At 35.6% G+C, this 14,992-nt stretch carries 15 protein-coding genes; 11 read left to right on the top strand and 4 right to left on the bottom strand.

Annotation, left to right across the window (positions count from 1 at the left end; all coding sequences use genetic code 11):
- Positions 1-49 precede the first annotated feature (49 nt).
- From NZD88_RS05095 to NZD88_RS05045, 11 genes are all read left to right on the top strand, one after another.
- Complete coding sequence (locus NZD88_RS05095) at positions 50-919, top strand: lytic transglycosylase domain-containing protein (RefSeq protein ID WP_259827923.1); 870 nt, start codon at positions 50-52, stop codon at positions 917-919.
- Positions 920-1,270: 351 nt separating this feature from the next.
- Entirely contained in the window at positions 1,271-1,681 is a 411-nt protein-coding gene (gene tssD / locus NZD88_RS05090; protein ID WP_259827922.1) for a type VI secretion system tube protein TssD, read from the top strand.
- 251 nt (positions 1,682-1,932) lie between these two features.
- Positions 1,933-4,062 (top strand): type VI secretion system Vgr family protein, encoded by a 2,130-nt coding sequence (locus tag NZD88_RS05085; RefSeq protein WP_259827920.1) that lies wholly within the window; start codon positions 1,933-1,935, stop codon positions 4,060-4,062.
- 8 nt (positions 4,063-4,070) lie between these two features.
- Positions 4,071-5,096, top strand: coding sequence for a LysM peptidoglycan-binding domain-containing protein (locus NZD88_RS05080; protein ID WP_259827919.1), 1,026 nt, complete (start codon positions 4,071-4,073; stop codon positions 5,094-5,096).
- A 5-nt stretch (positions 5,097-5,101) separates the two neighbouring features.
- A complete protein-coding gene (locus NZD88_RS05075) occupies positions 5,102-6,472 on the top strand; it encodes a PAAR-like protein (protein ID WP_259827917.1) in 1,371 nt (456 codons plus the stop codon).
- Positions 6,473-7,027 (top strand): hypothetical protein, encoded by a 555-nt coding sequence (locus NZD88_RS05070; protein ID WP_259827915.1) that lies wholly within the window; start codon positions 6,473-6,475, stop codon positions 7,025-7,027. It begins immediately after the preceding gene.
- Between the two features lie 15 nt (positions 7,028-7,042).
- Positions 7,043-7,489 (top strand): tetratricopeptide repeat protein, encoded by a 447-nt coding sequence (locus tag NZD88_RS05065; RefSeq protein WP_259827913.1) that lies wholly within the window; start codon positions 7,043-7,045, stop codon positions 7,487-7,489.
- Between the two features lie 224 nt (positions 7,490-7,713).
- Positions 7,714-8,259, top strand: a complete 546-nt coding sequence (locus NZD88_RS05060; protein ID WP_259827911.1) for a hypothetical protein — start codon at positions 7,714-7,716, stop codon at positions 8,257-8,259.
- A 315-nt stretch (positions 8,260-8,574) separates the two neighbouring features.
- Complete coding sequence (gene tssD / locus NZD88_RS05055) at positions 8,575-8,982, top strand: type VI secretion system tube protein TssD (RefSeq protein ID WP_175550373.1); 408 nt, start codon at positions 8,575-8,577, stop codon at positions 8,980-8,982.
- Positions 8,983-9,356: 374 nt separating this feature from the next.
- Positions 9,357-12,191 carry a DNA polymerase I gene (gene polA / locus NZD88_RS05050; protein WP_259827906.1) on the top strand — a complete coding sequence of 945 codons (2,835 nt, stop codon included), beginning with the start codon at positions 9,357-9,359 and terminating at the stop codon, positions 12,189-12,191.
- Between the two features lie 95 nt (positions 12,192-12,286).
- Positions 12,287-12,724 carry a hypothetical protein gene (locus tag NZD88_RS05045; RefSeq protein WP_259827904.1) on the top strand — a complete coding sequence of 146 codons (438 nt, stop codon included), beginning with the start codon at positions 12,287-12,289 and terminating at the stop codon, positions 12,722-12,724.
- 255 nt (positions 12,725-12,979) lie between these two features.
- Here NZD88_RS05045 and NZD88_RS05040 read toward each other — a convergent pair whose 3' ends face one another.
- From NZD88_RS05040 to NZD88_RS05025, 4 genes are all read right to left on the bottom strand, one after another.
- The gene (locus tag NZD88_RS05040) at positions 12,980-13,153 is read right to left on the bottom strand and encodes a hypothetical protein (RefSeq protein ID WP_259827902.1); all 174 of its coding nucleotides are present in this window, start codon (positions 13,151-13,153) and stop codon (positions 12,980-12,982) included.
- A 50-nt stretch (positions 13,154-13,203) separates the two neighbouring features.
- The gene (locus tag NZD88_RS05035; protein WP_259827901.1) at positions 13,204-13,944 is read right to left on the bottom strand and encodes a protein phosphatase 2C domain-containing protein; all 741 of its coding nucleotides are present in this window, start codon (positions 13,942-13,944) and stop codon (positions 13,204-13,206) included.
- A 133-nt stretch (positions 13,945-14,077) separates the two neighbouring features.
- The gene (locus tag NZD88_RS05030) at positions 14,078-14,323 is read right to left on the bottom strand and encodes a hypothetical protein (RefSeq protein WP_259827900.1); all 246 of its coding nucleotides are present in this window, start codon (positions 14,321-14,323) and stop codon (positions 14,078-14,080) included.
- 8 nt (positions 14,324-14,331) lie between these two features.
- Positions 14,332-14,958, bottom strand: a complete 627-nt coding sequence (locus NZD88_RS05025) for an FEKKY domain-containing protein (RefSeq protein WP_259827898.1) — start codon at positions 14,956-14,958, stop codon at positions 14,332-14,334.
- Between the last annotated feature and the right edge of the window lie 34 nt (positions 14,959-14,992).

Genomic DNA, 14,992 nt, shown 5'->3' with positions numbered 1-14,992 from the left:
TGCCTGTAGACTTATCAGCTTCCTTTGATCATAAACATAAAGAATTAAAATGAAAACAATATTCAGAAATATCTTTACAGGATTGATGTTGGCCGGAAGTTTTGTAATGGTAAACGGACAATTTCTTGCTGCCTCCGATACGTCGGAAAACAGTGTGAAAAAATACAATGACATTATAAATGCCAATAAGGAGATCGTTGAATTCATCGAATATTCTTTGGTACAGAAAGGCCTGCCTAAACATTTAAGAAATCTGGCCCTCATTGAGTCGCATTTTAACAGAAATATTACCTCAGGAGCGGGAGCCGTAGGAATATGGCAGTTCATGACTGCACATGCCAACCAATACGGCCTTACAGAGCAGAACCGGACGGACGTATATAAAAGTACCAAGACCGCAGTAGTTTCGCTGGCTAATCTCTACAGAAAGTACGGTGACTGGATTACGGTCGTAGCAGCTTATAACTGTGGTGAAGGAAATATTGCCAAAGCCATGGAGTCCGCAGGCTCCACACAGTATCATATATTTTCCAAATACCTTCCGGGAGAAACCATTAACCATGTGAAAAAATACCTTAATGCATGCTACGCAACGGGTGAGCTGCAAAGTGTTTTGAGTAACTATAATTCTTCAAGGCTTAATAAAGTTTTCTTTACTGAAGGAGGCAGCGGTAGAAATGCAGAGGTATCTCTTCAGGAAACAGAGATTAATGCGGGATTTAATCTAGGCATTATCGCAGATGAATTGAAAGTACAGGTGAATGAGATCCTGGCCTGGAACCCGGGAATAGAAGATGAGCTGCAAAAGAAAGGCGAGAGCCCTCTTTATCTTCCAACGGATCTTATGCCTGACTTTCTTTTAAGGAAGAATAAAATTCTTTTACGTTCCATAAAAGAAGGTAACCGTGTACAGCAGTAAACCTGAACAAGCATAAAAAAACTTATAGCCGTACTTTTGTGACGGCTTTTTTTATAGCATCACAGGCTTTAAGAGTATCATAAATTTGTCCTGAAAACCCCTTATATATCTCTATTAAGTGTAAAATTTAGGTTTAAATGGGGCTTTTTTAAGAGTTTTAATTTATTTAAATTCAATTATTTACGTGAGTTCATTAAATCTATGATCGTAGAATTACGACATCAAATCGTAGAATTACTACAAATTTTCAGATTTATATCAAAAAGCTTTTTTATCAAAACACGACGTTATATATTTGCTATGTAATCAATCACCAAATCACAAAATATTAACAATTAAAATTTACAAATCATGGCAGCAAATTCAAGAGGAATCTTAAAATTCAACAACGGAGGAGAGCAAAAATTATTAAAGCTTAATTACAGTGTATCAAGATCTACGGACGTTTCAGGACGTGTAGCATCAGATCCTTCTAACGCTCTTATCAAAGTAACAGTAGAAGCTACTGAAAAGTCTGACATCCTTGAAAGTTTATTGAACGGAAAGTATAAGCCTACTGTAGGAGAAGTTACTTTCAACAAATCTCACGAAGAAGGTACATTAACTACTTTGAAGTGGGAAAACGGATATGTAATTCAGCACGAAGTAGATTTCGACGCTGTAGATGAAAACAGTATGCTGATCAGCTTTGTCATTAGCGCAGAAGTGATTACTCTGGGTAACTCTGAGTATCGTGGAATGTGGCCTTCAGACGGAAAATAATCTGAACAATCATCTTAGTAAAAATAAATTGGTGCAGAATAGTGTATTCGGAAGAATATACTATTCTGTTTTTTGTCATTTTCAGACAAGAATAACCCTGAAAACTGATTCTGTCGAAGTTCTTATCCAACTGTTATTAAGAACGGAGAGTTAGCTGCAAATCGCTGTAAGCATCGTGGAGCTATCTAAATTTACTATATAATCTAAGCAAAAAAACACACATTATGTTTAAGGATGATCGGTCGATAAAAATGCAAAGCCCTAAAGGCAGTATAAAAAATATAGCGGACTCACAACAGCTGAACAATGCTGAAGATATTGCAGTACAAAAAGTAAATGACAAACTTCAGAAAGCAGATGAAGCCGTTAAAAAGTCAGCAAAAAAGGCTCAGGAAATCTATTCCGGTGCCACACAGAATTCTAAAATGTTCATGAACCAAACCTTGGTTCCTAATAATCCTTCCATTACCGAAAGCAAGGTATGGGCAAAACAGCCCACCTCCAAAATACACAATGCCGCGGCCATTCCTGAAAGCTTAATTGCGGGGATAAACCGGGTTGTTAAGCTTGATATTGTGATAGAAGGACAAATAATCAAACATTTTAAGCATTTTAAACTTTCTCAGAGTGCCTCAAAACACCATGAATTCAGTTTGACACTCGCCCATGATACTTTGGGAGGGGCAGAAAATCATAATCTACAGGAGGCACAGAATTTTTTAGGAAAAAGAATTACGGTCGTATTTAAATATAAAGATATTGAACAGGGACCTGAGCGTAATTTTGTGGGAGTTATTACAGAAGTAGGCTTCAGCCAGGAAAAAGGAAATCTTGGAAACATCATTCTTACAGGCTTCAGTCCGACAGTTCTGTTGGATGCAGCGCCACATATCCAGAGTTTCGGAGGCGGACAGGAAGTGAGTCTGAATAGTATTGCCGATCATGTGATAAGAGAAGGCCTTGGACAGAATAAATTTGATTTCAGGGTAGATGCACAGTATGGAAATGTTCCGTACAGTTCTCAATATGAAGAAACCCATTATAATTATCTGGCCAGAGTTGCCGAAGCATATGGTGAGCAGTTTTATTATGATGGTGAAGTCCTGCATTTCGGGAAACTTCCTCCACAGGAAAAACCGGTCATGCTTACTTATGGGAGCAGCGTAAGTGATATTGCCATCAAAATGAAAGCCCAGCATGTAAGTCCGAGTTTTTATGGCTATAATAGCAGTAAAAATGAAAAACTGACCACCGGAAGCTCAAAGATCAGTCATACTTCAGATATTGCCAAACGTGCCTATGAAATATCAGAAAGGACGTTTAATACCCCTTCTTTAAGAGTTGCCCCTATCAAGGCCACATCCTTTATGGATATTGATGCCTCTCAGAAAGGAACAGCGGGAAGTAAAGCATCGGAGGTTTTTATTACTTCAGGAACTACAACGGTTCCGTTCTTATATCCGGGATGTACCGCAGATATTGAAATGCGTAAAGCAGATACCAGTGATACGGCCTATTTTACCAAATTAATGATCATCGGGGTTACCCATGAAGTAGATGCAAGAGGTTACTATGACGGAACTTTTGAAGCCATTGCAGCGGATACGGGATTCATTCCCCGTCCGGAATTTGAAACCCCGAAAGCAGAACCTCAATTTGCCAAAGTAACTTCCAATACAGATCCTTTAAACCAGGGAAGAGTAAAAGTGCAGTTTGACTGGCAGGCAGGACAGGATACTACAGAATTTATCCGCGTGATGTCTCCTGACGCCGGAAGCAGTGATAAAGTAAACAAAAACCGCGGTTTTATGTCTGTTCCTGAAGTAGGGGATCAGATCATCGTCAATTTTGTTCATCAGCATCCCGACCGTCCTTTCGTGATGGGTGGAATGTTTCATGGAAGTATTGGCGCTGGAGGAGGAGCAGGGAATAATGTGATGAGTTTTAGCGGAAGAAGCGGAGCAGAATTAAAATATGATAATGGAGCCGGCTCTATGAATCTGAAAGATCAGGGAGGAGCTAATATGTTTTTTGACGGAGCTGGAAATGCTGAAACCAATGCCAATAATAATAAGACAGTAAATGTTGGAAAAAATAATACAGTAAATGCAGGAACAAAGCATTGTACAGATGTAGGTAAAGGCCAAAGTATTCTTACCATGGGGAAGGACGGTGTAATTGATTTGAGTGGAGCACAAAAGGTTACTTTAAAAGTTGGTGAGAGTTATATTGAAATTACAGGTTCTTCTATTACGGTAAAATCAGCAACTGTAAATATAGAAGGTACTTCTACAACTAATGTTGGTAAAGCAGCCGGAAGTCCGGGAATGGTTGTTAATAGTAATGTGACAATAACGGGAGGAAAAGTAGATATAAATTAAGCAAAGAAATGGAGTATATAAAGTATGCCGTTCAGAAAGGGGATACATTGTTTTCTATAGCGCAAAAACAAGAAATTACTATTGAGGATTTGAAAAGTTTTCATAATCGATATTGTGGACTTACAAATACAATCTTAGGAGATCAAATACCTATACATTTACAATATGTATTGATAGAGAATAACCCGAATTTAGGAACCAATAATATCCTGAAATTAAATACCAAAATTCTCAATAAAGAATTTGAATATAAAATTAATATTTATCAGAAATTAATTGCAAATGACAGAAGCTTTGTAAATACAAATACTGAAATGGTCTGGAAATATAGGATTTTAAATATTACCCCAAATAAAATCATTATAGATATTGAGACCGTATCATATGAAGTTAAAAATCAGCCTGCAAATACAACAAATCTGATTAATTTTTCCATGTTGTTTAATTATCCAACTGAACGTCTAACGCTAGAGCTTGATAAATATGGGAGAATTATAGAGGTTGTAAATCAACAGGAAATATTTGAAAGATGGCTTTCAGTACGAAATAACCAATTAGCCCAATACCAACATGAAGAATCAATGAAAGGTATTTTTATAGCTGGAGATACTGAGTTTTCAGATACTAAAAAAAGTTTACAGGGAAATGTATTGTATCTTCTTTTCTTTGATGAAATTTATAATAAGCCTGCTGCGGAAGAATATGAAAAAGGAAAAATAGATTTATATTCGAAACTTTTTCAGGGAACAAAAATTTCATTTAAAAATAAGCAAAGGATATTTGAAGATGAAAATGTAAGAGTGGAAAATGGTATTCATTTCATTGATGATGATGAATTAGAATTAAAAAAGAAGTACTGGGTTAATTATAAAGATCTTGTTGGTGAGGATTTTACATATAACTATAATATAAATTCTGAAGCCAATTATAATAAGGAAAAGGGTATTCTTATTAATCTGAATGCTAAGTGTGTGGAAAGAGCCAATGAACAATTATTTCATCAGACAGATTATACAATTCAATTATTAAATTAAAGATTATGAGCCAATTATATGTACCAGATAAAGTGTTTTTAGTTTGTTCTGATGGAATGAAAAAGTCACAGCTGAAGGTTACGAGCCAGACAACAATAAAAATTGTAAATGGAAAACTTGCAGGAACCATAAATGATAGATTTGAAGGGAATTTCTTTTGTGCTAAAATGGTTATTGCAGGCGCTATCCTTGGAGCTATTGCAGCAGCTTTATTTGTAGCTGCGACTATATTATCAGGAGGAACTATAGGTATTGCCGCAGCTGCGGCCGTAGGAGCAACCGCAGCTGCGGGTGGAGCTGTTGTAGGTGGTTTAGCTGCTTTGATGCCAAGTATTTGTTCAATGCTTACGAGTGGTGGGCAATGGATTCCTGTGCATCCTAGAGTAATGTTCGAAGGACAAAAAGCTCTAATTGAGCAATCAAAAATCCCATGTTTTTTAGGTGGAAATGTCATGATCTTTTATTCAGAAGCAGCAGCAGATGAGTTTACTGATTTGGTTTTGGATAAAACGTTAGTCCAGGTAGGAGGTATTATTTTAGGATCTGCACTTCTTAGCAGTGCTGTTGCTACGGTACTAACTGCAGGTTCAGGATTTCTAGCCAATACAAAACTATTATATTCTACTTTTGGATCTAAAGCCGCATTTTTATATGCAGGAGAGGGGGCAGCTTGGTTGGGCTTGGGTTATGGAGCAAGTAAAAGTGTTGATGCTATAAAAGGAGGTGGTTTTGATGTTCCATTTACAGATGGACTTACAGGTGATGGAAAAGATTTTCATGTTCCCGGTGTTTATGAAGCATTTGGGCTAAATGATTATGCAGAAGGAAAAACTATTGAAGAAATTGATAGAATAACACAATCTACAGGACCACAGATCCCAAAATTTGGAGATTCTGATCCTTATGCAGATGCAGCAAGTATTAAAGATAACTATAATCCAAGAACTTCGGAATATGAGATTTGGGAACACAGGCAAGAAGCGGGACTTTATACAAGAGATGCAAACATCACAGAATCAAACCCACAATATACTAATACGAGCGATCCACGAGCGATTCGTGAATTAAATCCTCAAGTACTTACAGATAGTCCCAATCCCACGCATATGTCTGATGTTTCAGGAACATATGTTGATAGAGTGGAATCCAGATATGAAACTGGACAACAGCTTCATGGGACAAATATAGGTGATTTGAAAACACGGGGTCTTGAAACCATGAAAAATGCATGGCCTTCTCCTTTAGAATGGGCAATAGATGTTTATAATATTGGGATGAACTGGTTGCTGGAAAAGCCTATTGAAGAATATAAAGAATCTTTAAAGGAAGAAGCAAATGCCAAAGCGAAAATAACGGTGATGGAAAAACAGATTTAAATGGTATATTTTGTTAAATATTTTATATTTATAGCTTTTATAGCTTTTCTTATCTATGAAATTATAAGTGTATATAAAATTATTCAGAGCAATGATAATAATCGTTTACTGGTTGGTAAAGTGGTAAACGTTACAAAAAAAACAGGTTATGTAAATGCAGAATTGCATCTGGATGTCATTTTAGATAATGAAAATAAGCATCTTAATATTCAGGGTAATTTTAGAAACAGTTTGAGATGGTGGCTTCAGAAAATACCCAGAACAGGGGATAGAATTTATTTCTATTTAAAGAATAGCGATATCTCATCAGGTCAATATAAGCAATCTGAATCTGCATATGGGATCAGCATAAACACACCAACTTCAAAGTCAAAAAAGACATATGATCTACTATATAATTATGTGTTTAATAAATCACTTTTCATATTTATTTTGGTTTTGATATTAGTTTTAATTGGTAATGCATTGAAGATTGATAATCAATCATTGAAAATTGGTTTTTATCCTTTGATATACCTTTTGAGTCGTTTTATAATAGGTGGAATTGTTTTATAATTTAATAAATAAAAAATGAAAGGGACATTTAAAATTTTTATCGGAATTATTGTTTTTATTGCTGCGGGATCTTTATTGTACGTTATTGGGAAAGATGCTCTTAGAGGAAATGATGCAATCTTTAAAGACGGAGTGACTTATTATAATAATAAGCAATTTGAAGCTGCAGAACAATCATTACAAAGTGAAGCTGATAGAGGAAATAAAAAGGCTTACCCATATTTAGGACATACCAAATTAATTCTCAATAAACCTGAAGAAGCTGAAAAATATTTATTATTGACCCTTGAAGATTTAAAGGATAATTCCAATGTGCCGGTAAAGCAGAATGTACTATTTAATTTAGGTAGCACCTATCTAAATCTCAAGGAAGATAATAAGGCTAAAACTTATTTGCAAGAAGCCGCAAAATTAGGTAACCAGGAGGCTGAAGAGCTATTAATAAAATATAATTTAAACTAATAAATTGATAGTTGTCGGTTTAAATAATTTTCAACAGTACAATTATATCCTTATTTAAGATAAATAAGCCCAAAAAGGTCTTTTTTACTATACATATAATATTAAAATGATCCTTTATCACTACAACAGAAACAGTAGAATTATTTACTTTTATTTTAAAAAAGAAAAATTCATAGAAAAAAAATAATGCTTTTCAGTGAATGATTTAAAATTTCAGATTCTTTATGAAAAAAAATAAAATCTTCACATTTAAAAATGTTTTGCCGTACCATAGCGTCTGGACGGTTTTTGTGATCATTCCATGTCTGTTTTTATATGCATCTTTGTATTATTTTTTATTCAAAGGTGGTTTTAGGCTTTCTTTGGTGAGTATTTTTACATTGTTTTATTTCGTGACCTGCTATTTGATTTTAAAAGCTATTTCTGTTCAGGTGAAAATCTGGTTTAATGATCAATATCTCTTCATACAAAAAGGAAACAGGAAGCAGGAAAAATATCCTAAGGCTGATGTTAAAGGATTTTACTCATATGATTATGAAACAAAATCAACCATATTGCAAAATTCAAAGGTCTATTTTAGATTTTGTTTGAAAAACAGTCATGATATTTTTATTAATGACGTTGAATACAGAAGTCTATATGAAGTAGAAAAAGGTGAGAATCTTAAAAGATTTCTAAAGGAAGCTCAAAAAGAATTAAATTTTGTAAGAATAAGAAAGAGAAATTTTCAAAGCAGTTACTGGTATTCAAATCAGAAGAATGATAGTTGATAAGCATTTCATTTATTCAGTAAAATTAGCCTTTGACTTTTCTAAACCTTAGCCTCTTATTTACAGTACTATTTCCCTTAATAGTGTAAAACAATAGCTCCTATTGCTTTTTAAAACAACAGTAAACCTTTTACAAATAAGCATTTAAAGCATTATGTTAAATCAAAAGTCGTAGAATTACTACATCAAATCGTAGTATTACTACAATATTTCAGATTTATACTTAAAAACTTTTTCTTTACTGGTATCGCGTCTATCTTTGTTCTGTAATCAATCACTAATCACAATATTATATAACAATTAAATACACCAATCATGGCAGCAAATTCAAGAGGAATCTTAAAATTCAACAACGGAGGAGAGCAAAAATTATTAAAACTTAATTATAGCGTATCTAGATCTACAGACGTTTCAGGACGTGTAGCATCAGATCCTTCTAACGCCCTTATCAAAGTAACAGTAGAAGCTACTGAAAAATCTGATATCTTAGAAAGTTTATTGAACGGAAAATACAAGCCTACTACAGGTGAGGTTACTTTCAATAAATCTCACGAAGAAGGTACATTAACTACTTTGAAGTGGGAAAACGGATATGTAATCCAACATGAAGTAGACTTCGATGCTATTGACAGCAACAGTATGCTGATTAGCTTTGTCATCAGTGCAGAAGTAATTACTTTGGGTAACTCTGAGTACCGCGGAATGTGGCCAGGAGGTCAATAATTAACAGATCCAAGTCTTTTAATAAAAAAATAACATTAGGACAGAATAGCAGAAATGCTGTTCTGTTTTTTTATGACCAATGATGAACGAGAACCAGGAATAAAGATTTTTAGATGCCAGATAGTAGACATCAGATTTCAGACATGAGATTTGAGATTTTCAAATTATTGATTCAATAATTTCCCAACTATTTAGAGAGAAAACGTCCATAATTAACGCTGAACTCATCCACTGTAAAACCCCAGTGCTTTCAAACTCTACGATCTCGCATCCTGAAACACTCAAACCGTACTCTAAAACTCATCCCTCATAATTCATCACTTATACCTCATGAAAATATTCCTATTTTCTTATATTTGTTCATTATAGATATTATGGACGCAACACAAGATAAAAGACTCTTTCTTATTGATGCTTATGCAATGATTTTTAGAGGATATTACGCATTGATCAGGAATCCGAGACTCACCAGTACAGGGCTGGATACTTCTGCTATTTTTGGCTTTACCAACTCTTTGATAGAATTGATCAGAAGAGAAAAGCCATCCCATCTGGCGGTTGTTTTTGATGTTGGACAAGCAAGTGTAAGAACTGATGATTATTCAGACTATAAAGCCAACAGAAGCGAAACTCCTGAAGCCATCAAAATTGCTATTCCATATATTCACAGAATCCTTCAGGCGATGCATATCCCGATTTTAGGGGTGGAAGGTTATGAAGCAGATGACGTCATAGGAACTATTGCCTGCAAAGCTGAAAAAGAAGGCTACACCACATTTATGGTTACACCTGATAAAGATTTTGCCCAGCTGGTGACCGATAAGATTAAGATTTATAAACCCGGTTTAAAAGGCGGGGATATTGAGATCTTAGGCGTAGAAGAAGTAAAAGCAAAATACGAAATTGAAGATCCTAAACAAGTCATTGATTTCCTTGCCATGATGGGAGATGCTGTAGATAATATCCCGGGATTGGATGGAGTGGGAGAGAAAACGGCTATGAAATTCCTTAAAGAATTCGGTAATATCGAAACCCTGTTGCAGAATACGGATAAGCTGAAAGGAAAACTGAAAGAAAAAGTAGAAGCTTCAGCAGAACGCGGAATTTTATCAAAAAAATTAGCAACCATTATCTGTGATGCACCTGTAGAATTTCATCAGGAACAATACGATCTTGATACACCGGATTTCGAGAAAGTAAAAGAAGTTTTTGACGAAATTGAATTCAGAAGGTTGTACGAAAACCTTTACCGGGCTTTTGCTTCTGCACCCCTGGAAACAGTCGTTGTCAATGAAGCAGAGGTTAAACAAAAACCATCGGTTGCTGAAATAAAAGGGCAGGTTATGCAACTTGACCTGTTTGCCAATTTTGAAGAACTGGACCAGGCTACCTCTACCAAATCTAATATAGAACACAACGACCATCTGTATCAATTCGTAGACAATCCCAAGGCACAGAAAGTTCTGGTCAGTAATTTATTAAAGCAGAAAGCAGTCTGTTTTGATACAGAAACCACGTCACTGAACGAACTGGAAGCTGAACTTGTGGGAATGAGTTTTTCCTATAAAAAAGGCCTCGCTTACTACATTCCTTTATCCGAGGACAAAGGCGAAGTACTTCAGACGCTGGAAATCTTCAGACCGTTCTTTGAGAAAGAAGATCTGCTGAAAATTGCTCACAATTTAAAATTCGATTATAAAATATTAAAGCAGTACGATATTACGGTAAAAGGAGCCATGTTTGACACCATGATCGCCCATTATCTGCTGAATCCGGACGGAAGACACGGGATGGATTATCTTTCAGAAGTTTATCTGAATTATAAACCCGTTTCCATTGAAACCATTATCGGAAAGAAAGGGAAAAATCAGGGGACCTTCAGAGATGCTGACCTGAGAACGCAGACCGATTATGCGGCGGAAGATGCAGACGTAACCTTCCAGTTGTATGAGCTGTTTGCACCACAACTTAAAAAAGAAAATTTAGAAGATCTTTTCTTCAACATAGAGATGCCTCTGATGGAGGTGCTTGCTAAAATGGAACTTTCCGGAATCTCACTGGATGAGAAATGGCTGGCACAGGAAAGCATTGATCTGGAAAACGACCTAAGACAGCTGGAAACCACAATTTTTGAAATTTCAGAAGAAGAATTCAACATGAATTCACCTAAACAGCTTGGAGAGATCCTGTTTGAAAAAATGCAGCTGGATCCTAAAGCCAAGAAAACAAAAACCGGACAATATGCGACTTCGGAAGACGTGCTTCAGAAACTTTCTTCGAAACATGAGATCATCAAGCATATTCTGGAATACAGAACCTATCAGAAATTAAAATCGACCTACGTGGATGCATTGCCTTCACAGATCGATAAATACGACAGCAGGGTTCATACTAATTTCTCCCAGACGACGGCTGCTACAGGCCGTTTGGCAAGCGTAAACCCGAACCTTCAGAACATCCCGATCAGAACGCTTCGTGGGCAACAGATCAGAGGAGCTTTTGTTTCTGGAGAAGGAAAAAAGATCATCTCTGCCGATTACTCGCAGATTGAGCTTAGACTGATTGCCGAAATCTCAGGAGAAGATAATATGATCAAAGCTTTCCAGGACGGAGAAGATATCCACGCATCTACGGCTGCCAAACTATTCAAAATTCCTTTGGAAGAGGTTTCCAAAACCCAGAGAAGCCAGGCAAAAACCGTGAATTTCGGAATCATCTATGGTCAGGGAGCATTTGCCCTGGCAGAACAGACCGGATTATCAAGAACCGAAGCTAAACAGATGATCGAAGCTTATTTTGAGACTTATCCTAAACTAAAGGAATACATGGCAGAACAGGTAAGCAAAGCCCGCCAGATAGGGTATGTGGAAACCATTTTAGGAAGAAAACGTCATTTGAAAGATATCAATTCCAATAACTTCGTGGTAAGAGGTCATGCAGAAAGAAATGCTGTGAATGCACCGGTTCAGGGAAGTGCGGCAGATGTTGTCAAGCTTGCCATGATCAAAATCGATAAAGAGTTAGAGGCACAGCAGTTAAAAACCAGAATGCTGCTTCAGGTACATGACGAATTGGTATTTGAGGCTCCGATTGACGAAATTGAAACCGCTTCAAAACTAATCAAAACCGAAATGGAACGCGCTTTAGAAACACAGGTGCCGTTATTGGTAGAAGTGGGAGTCGGGAATAACTGGCTGGAAGCGCATTAATAAAAATTTTATGAAAATTCTGTATCTGCTTTTTTTGGTTCCTTTTCAGGTGTTTTCGCAGGCAACTCGGCGGGATACGCTTGATTTTAGCTAAAATGAATAGAAAGCATAAGATTGAATACAATAAGCTCAAAGCTGAAGCTGATGAAATGGATTTTGATCTCTTGACGAGAACCCTGATTAATGATTTGGATAAACGTCAGTTCACAAGAAAATATATTAATTTTATTTATGCTTATTCTCGGTTTGTGTGCGACGAATTGAATGGTTTTGAATGTATCAGCGAATACAATTTGAAAGATCCTTTTTATAACCGTAATAATTGGACTGCTGATGATCTTATTTATCTCGGAAAGAAATTTAAGGATAAAATTATTATTCCTTCAAAAAAAGGAAGCGGATTTGGATATAATGCAGGTTTTTATGCTGACGACGAATCTAAAAATGAGATGTTCCGTAAATTTAAAACAGGAATTATAAAAAATACCGGCGAAGAATTTTATTATTATTCTAAAAAAATGCAGAGCCGCTGAATATAGCTTATGAACCCGGAATGGACCGGGTATTTTTTGATTTTGAAAATCTTCTAGGACATCAGGTTAGGGTAAAACAATATATTAACGGCAAAAAGACGGTAAAACTCTATGAGTATGACAATGATCAATGGGAAATTATAGAATAATATTTCTCCGCTTAGAGTCATCAATATAGATTCAAACTTATATAAACAAACTTCCGCTGTTGGGCGGAAGTTTCTATTTTAACAGACTGATGAATAAAAATGATATTTATTCATGGACAGAATCATACGCCTTTCGTATCACGTCATCCGGAGAAGTTTTTTCAAATAAAAATCTTTTTTTCTTTCGCAGCATCGTTTTTCTGATCCACGCTTGATTTTTCATCTTTTTTACAGGAATAGAGAAGAAGAAATGTAGCCAGTAGAGAAATAATTTTTTCAATGTTTTTTATTTTACGTGTTTTGTAAATCTATTTTTTGTTAAAGGATATGTTAATGTTCCCGTATAATTCTGATCATAGCAAAATCATCCGTTGGTTTTAATCCATAATGATGTTCAAGTTTTTTGAGTTTTCTGTTGAGCATTTCTTCGGTTTCATGATAAGATTGATCGGTCATCAGATATTCAGGAACATTTATTTGTTCCTCGTTATCCGTTTTTTTGATTTTGGTAAAGGTCAGAATACCGTCAGTCGCAATAGAAATGTCACTCAGATGATCAAAAAATATTTTTTGATGTTGATGAGCATACCATTCTTCAAAATCTTCATGAAGATGATATGCTAAGTAATCTGGCTTATTATCTCTGTCAAATTCCGTTATTTTGCCATTAATACAGATCACTCCGTCTCCGATTGATAAAACAACACCCTTATTTTCCTTGCTGTTATAGAGAAGAATGACGAGCGTGGACAACAGTTCTTTTTCATCCAGCATGAGGCGGTTTTTAACAAAGACCAACTCTTTGAATAGATTCCGTACAATTTCTTTTAATTCTTCATCCAGGCTTTTTGTACCGCTGTTTTCGTAAAGATCTTTGTAGCCTTTTTCGACTGCCGTTTTTCGCAGAAGCTTTCCAATAAGGGTTGAGGCGAAGTGACTGTCCATTGCCGTAGAGCAGCCGTCCATTATGGCACATATCAATTGATCGGAGCCAATTTTCTTTATTAACAAATCGTCTTCACAGTGATGGGTATGATAATCTCCCATCTGAAGGGCAGAGTAAATATTCATTGACTGTAAAAATACTTTTAATTTTTGAAGTTGAAAATGGTTAATGAATTTGAAATGAATATTTCATCAGCTGATCAATTCTCAGTTTACGAGCTTTATTGTATTCCCGGGTTGTTCAAATTTCCATCCCAGATCAATAGCTTTCATTATTTTGGATTTGATGAGTTTTGGAGTAATATTCATCGATTCTCGACCGTAGATCGATGGATCTGCAGAAACCTGTATATATGAGCAGAAGTTGTCCTTCACTTTCATGCTGTACAGGAATTCCATAGTATTCATTATGTTTTTCGTTATGGGAAACAATCTTTCTTATTTTCCAGTAAAAAACCTGATCATCGATGACAATTTTCCGCAGTCCTTTTTTTGCTAAAGCCATACTGTCTCTTATTTTTTAGATATTTTCTTCAGATCATGAATTTCTTTTTCCATTCTTCCCTCCCAACCTTTTCCATTCCTTCTGTCAAGGTAAGGATGGGTCAATTCACTATATTTTTCCTGAGCTTCTCTATCAATTCGATCAATGATACATCCTGTGTTTTTATAAACAATACCATATCTTTTATAGATACTGTCTATCTTTTTATTTGTTTTTTCATCATTAATAGAAAGAGACAATCCACCTGCATATCTAATCACAATCTGGCCTTTTCTAATATCTTTTTCAGCTTCCTTAGTATAATAATCCTCCAGCTTTCTGAGTTCTATTTTGTTCTTTATAAATCCATCGGCAGCTATGTAAACAAAAAATGCCAGAGCCAGAGTATTGAGAAGCGGAAACACACTTAAAAATTTACTTTTAAAGTTTAATTTTTTAAAATCCAAACTACTCACCAGATAAGAAGCCAATGCAGTCACCGCAAAAATGGCTGGCAGGTACTGGAGCTGGCACTCTTTAATCATGTACCACAGATTAAACTGCATAGGATAATTCATAAAATAAAAGCATGCTATATACACGGCAGTCACCAGCAGTATGACAGCTAAATTGATGATAAGAAGTTTTTTGTACATATCAGAGAACTTTACTCATTTAAAAATAAGGTTT

It is taken from the genome of Chryseobacterium pyrolae, from assembly GCF_025153485.1.
Taxonomy (GTDB): Bacteria; Bacteroidota; Bacteroidia; order Flavobacteriales; family Weeksellaceae; genus Chryseobacterium; species Chryseobacterium antibioticum.
This window is presented reverse-complemented; position numbering and strand designations above follow the sequence as displayed.

Excerpts from the sequence above, each read along its gene's own strand:
- NZD88_RS05095 (WP_259827923.1), top strand. The coding sequence starts at position 50 with ATGAAAACAATATTCAGAAATATCTTTACAGGATTGATGTTGGCCGGA.
- tssD (WP_259827922.1), top strand. The coding sequence starts at position 1,271 with ATGGCAGCAAATTCAAGAGGAATCTTAAAATTCAACAACGGAGGAGAG.
- NZD88_RS05085 (WP_259827920.1), top strand. The coding sequence starts at position 1,933 with ATGCAAAGCCCTAAAGGCAGTATAAAAAATATAGCGGACTCACAACAG.
- NZD88_RS05080 (WP_259827919.1), top strand. The coding sequence starts at position 4,071 with ATGGAGTATATAAAGTATGCCGTTCAGAAAGGGGATACATTGTTTTCT.
- NZD88_RS05075 (WP_259827917.1), top strand. The coding sequence starts at position 5,102 with ATGAGCCAATTATATGTACCAGATAAAGTGTTTTTAGTTTGTTCTGAT.
- NZD88_RS05070 (WP_259827915.1), top strand. The coding sequence starts at position 6,473 with ATGGTATATTTTGTTAAATATTTTATATTTATAGCTTTTATAGCTTTT.
- NZD88_RS05065 (WP_259827913.1), top strand. The coding sequence starts at position 7,043 with ATGAAAGGGACATTTAAAATTTTTATCGGAATTATTGTTTTTATTGCT.
- NZD88_RS05060 (WP_259827911.1), top strand. The coding sequence starts at position 7,714 with ATGAAAAAAAATAAAATCTTCACATTTAAAAATGTTTTGCCGTACCAT.
- tssD (WP_175550373.1), top strand. The coding sequence starts at position 8,575 with ATGGCAGCAAATTCAAGAGGAATCTTAAAATTCAACAACGGAGGAGAG.
- polA (WP_259827906.1), top strand. The coding sequence starts at position 9,357 with ATGGACGCAACACAAGATAAAAGACTCTTTCTTATTGATGCTTATGCA.
- NZD88_RS05045 (WP_259827904.1), top strand. The coding sequence starts at position 12,287 with ATGAATAGAAAGCATAAGATTGAATACAATAAGCTCAAAGCTGAAGCT.
- NZD88_RS05035 (WP_259827901.1), bottom strand. The coding sequence starts at position 13,944 with ATGAATATTTACTCTGCCCTTCAGATGGGAGATTATCATACCCATCAC.
- NZD88_RS05030 (WP_259827900.1), bottom strand. The coding sequence starts at position 14,323 with ATGGCTTTAGCAAAAAAAGGACTGCGGAAAATTGTCATCGATGATCAG.
- NZD88_RS05025 (WP_259827898.1), bottom strand. The coding sequence starts at position 14,958 with ATGTACAAAAAACTTCTTATCATCAATTTAGCTGTCATACTGCTGGTG.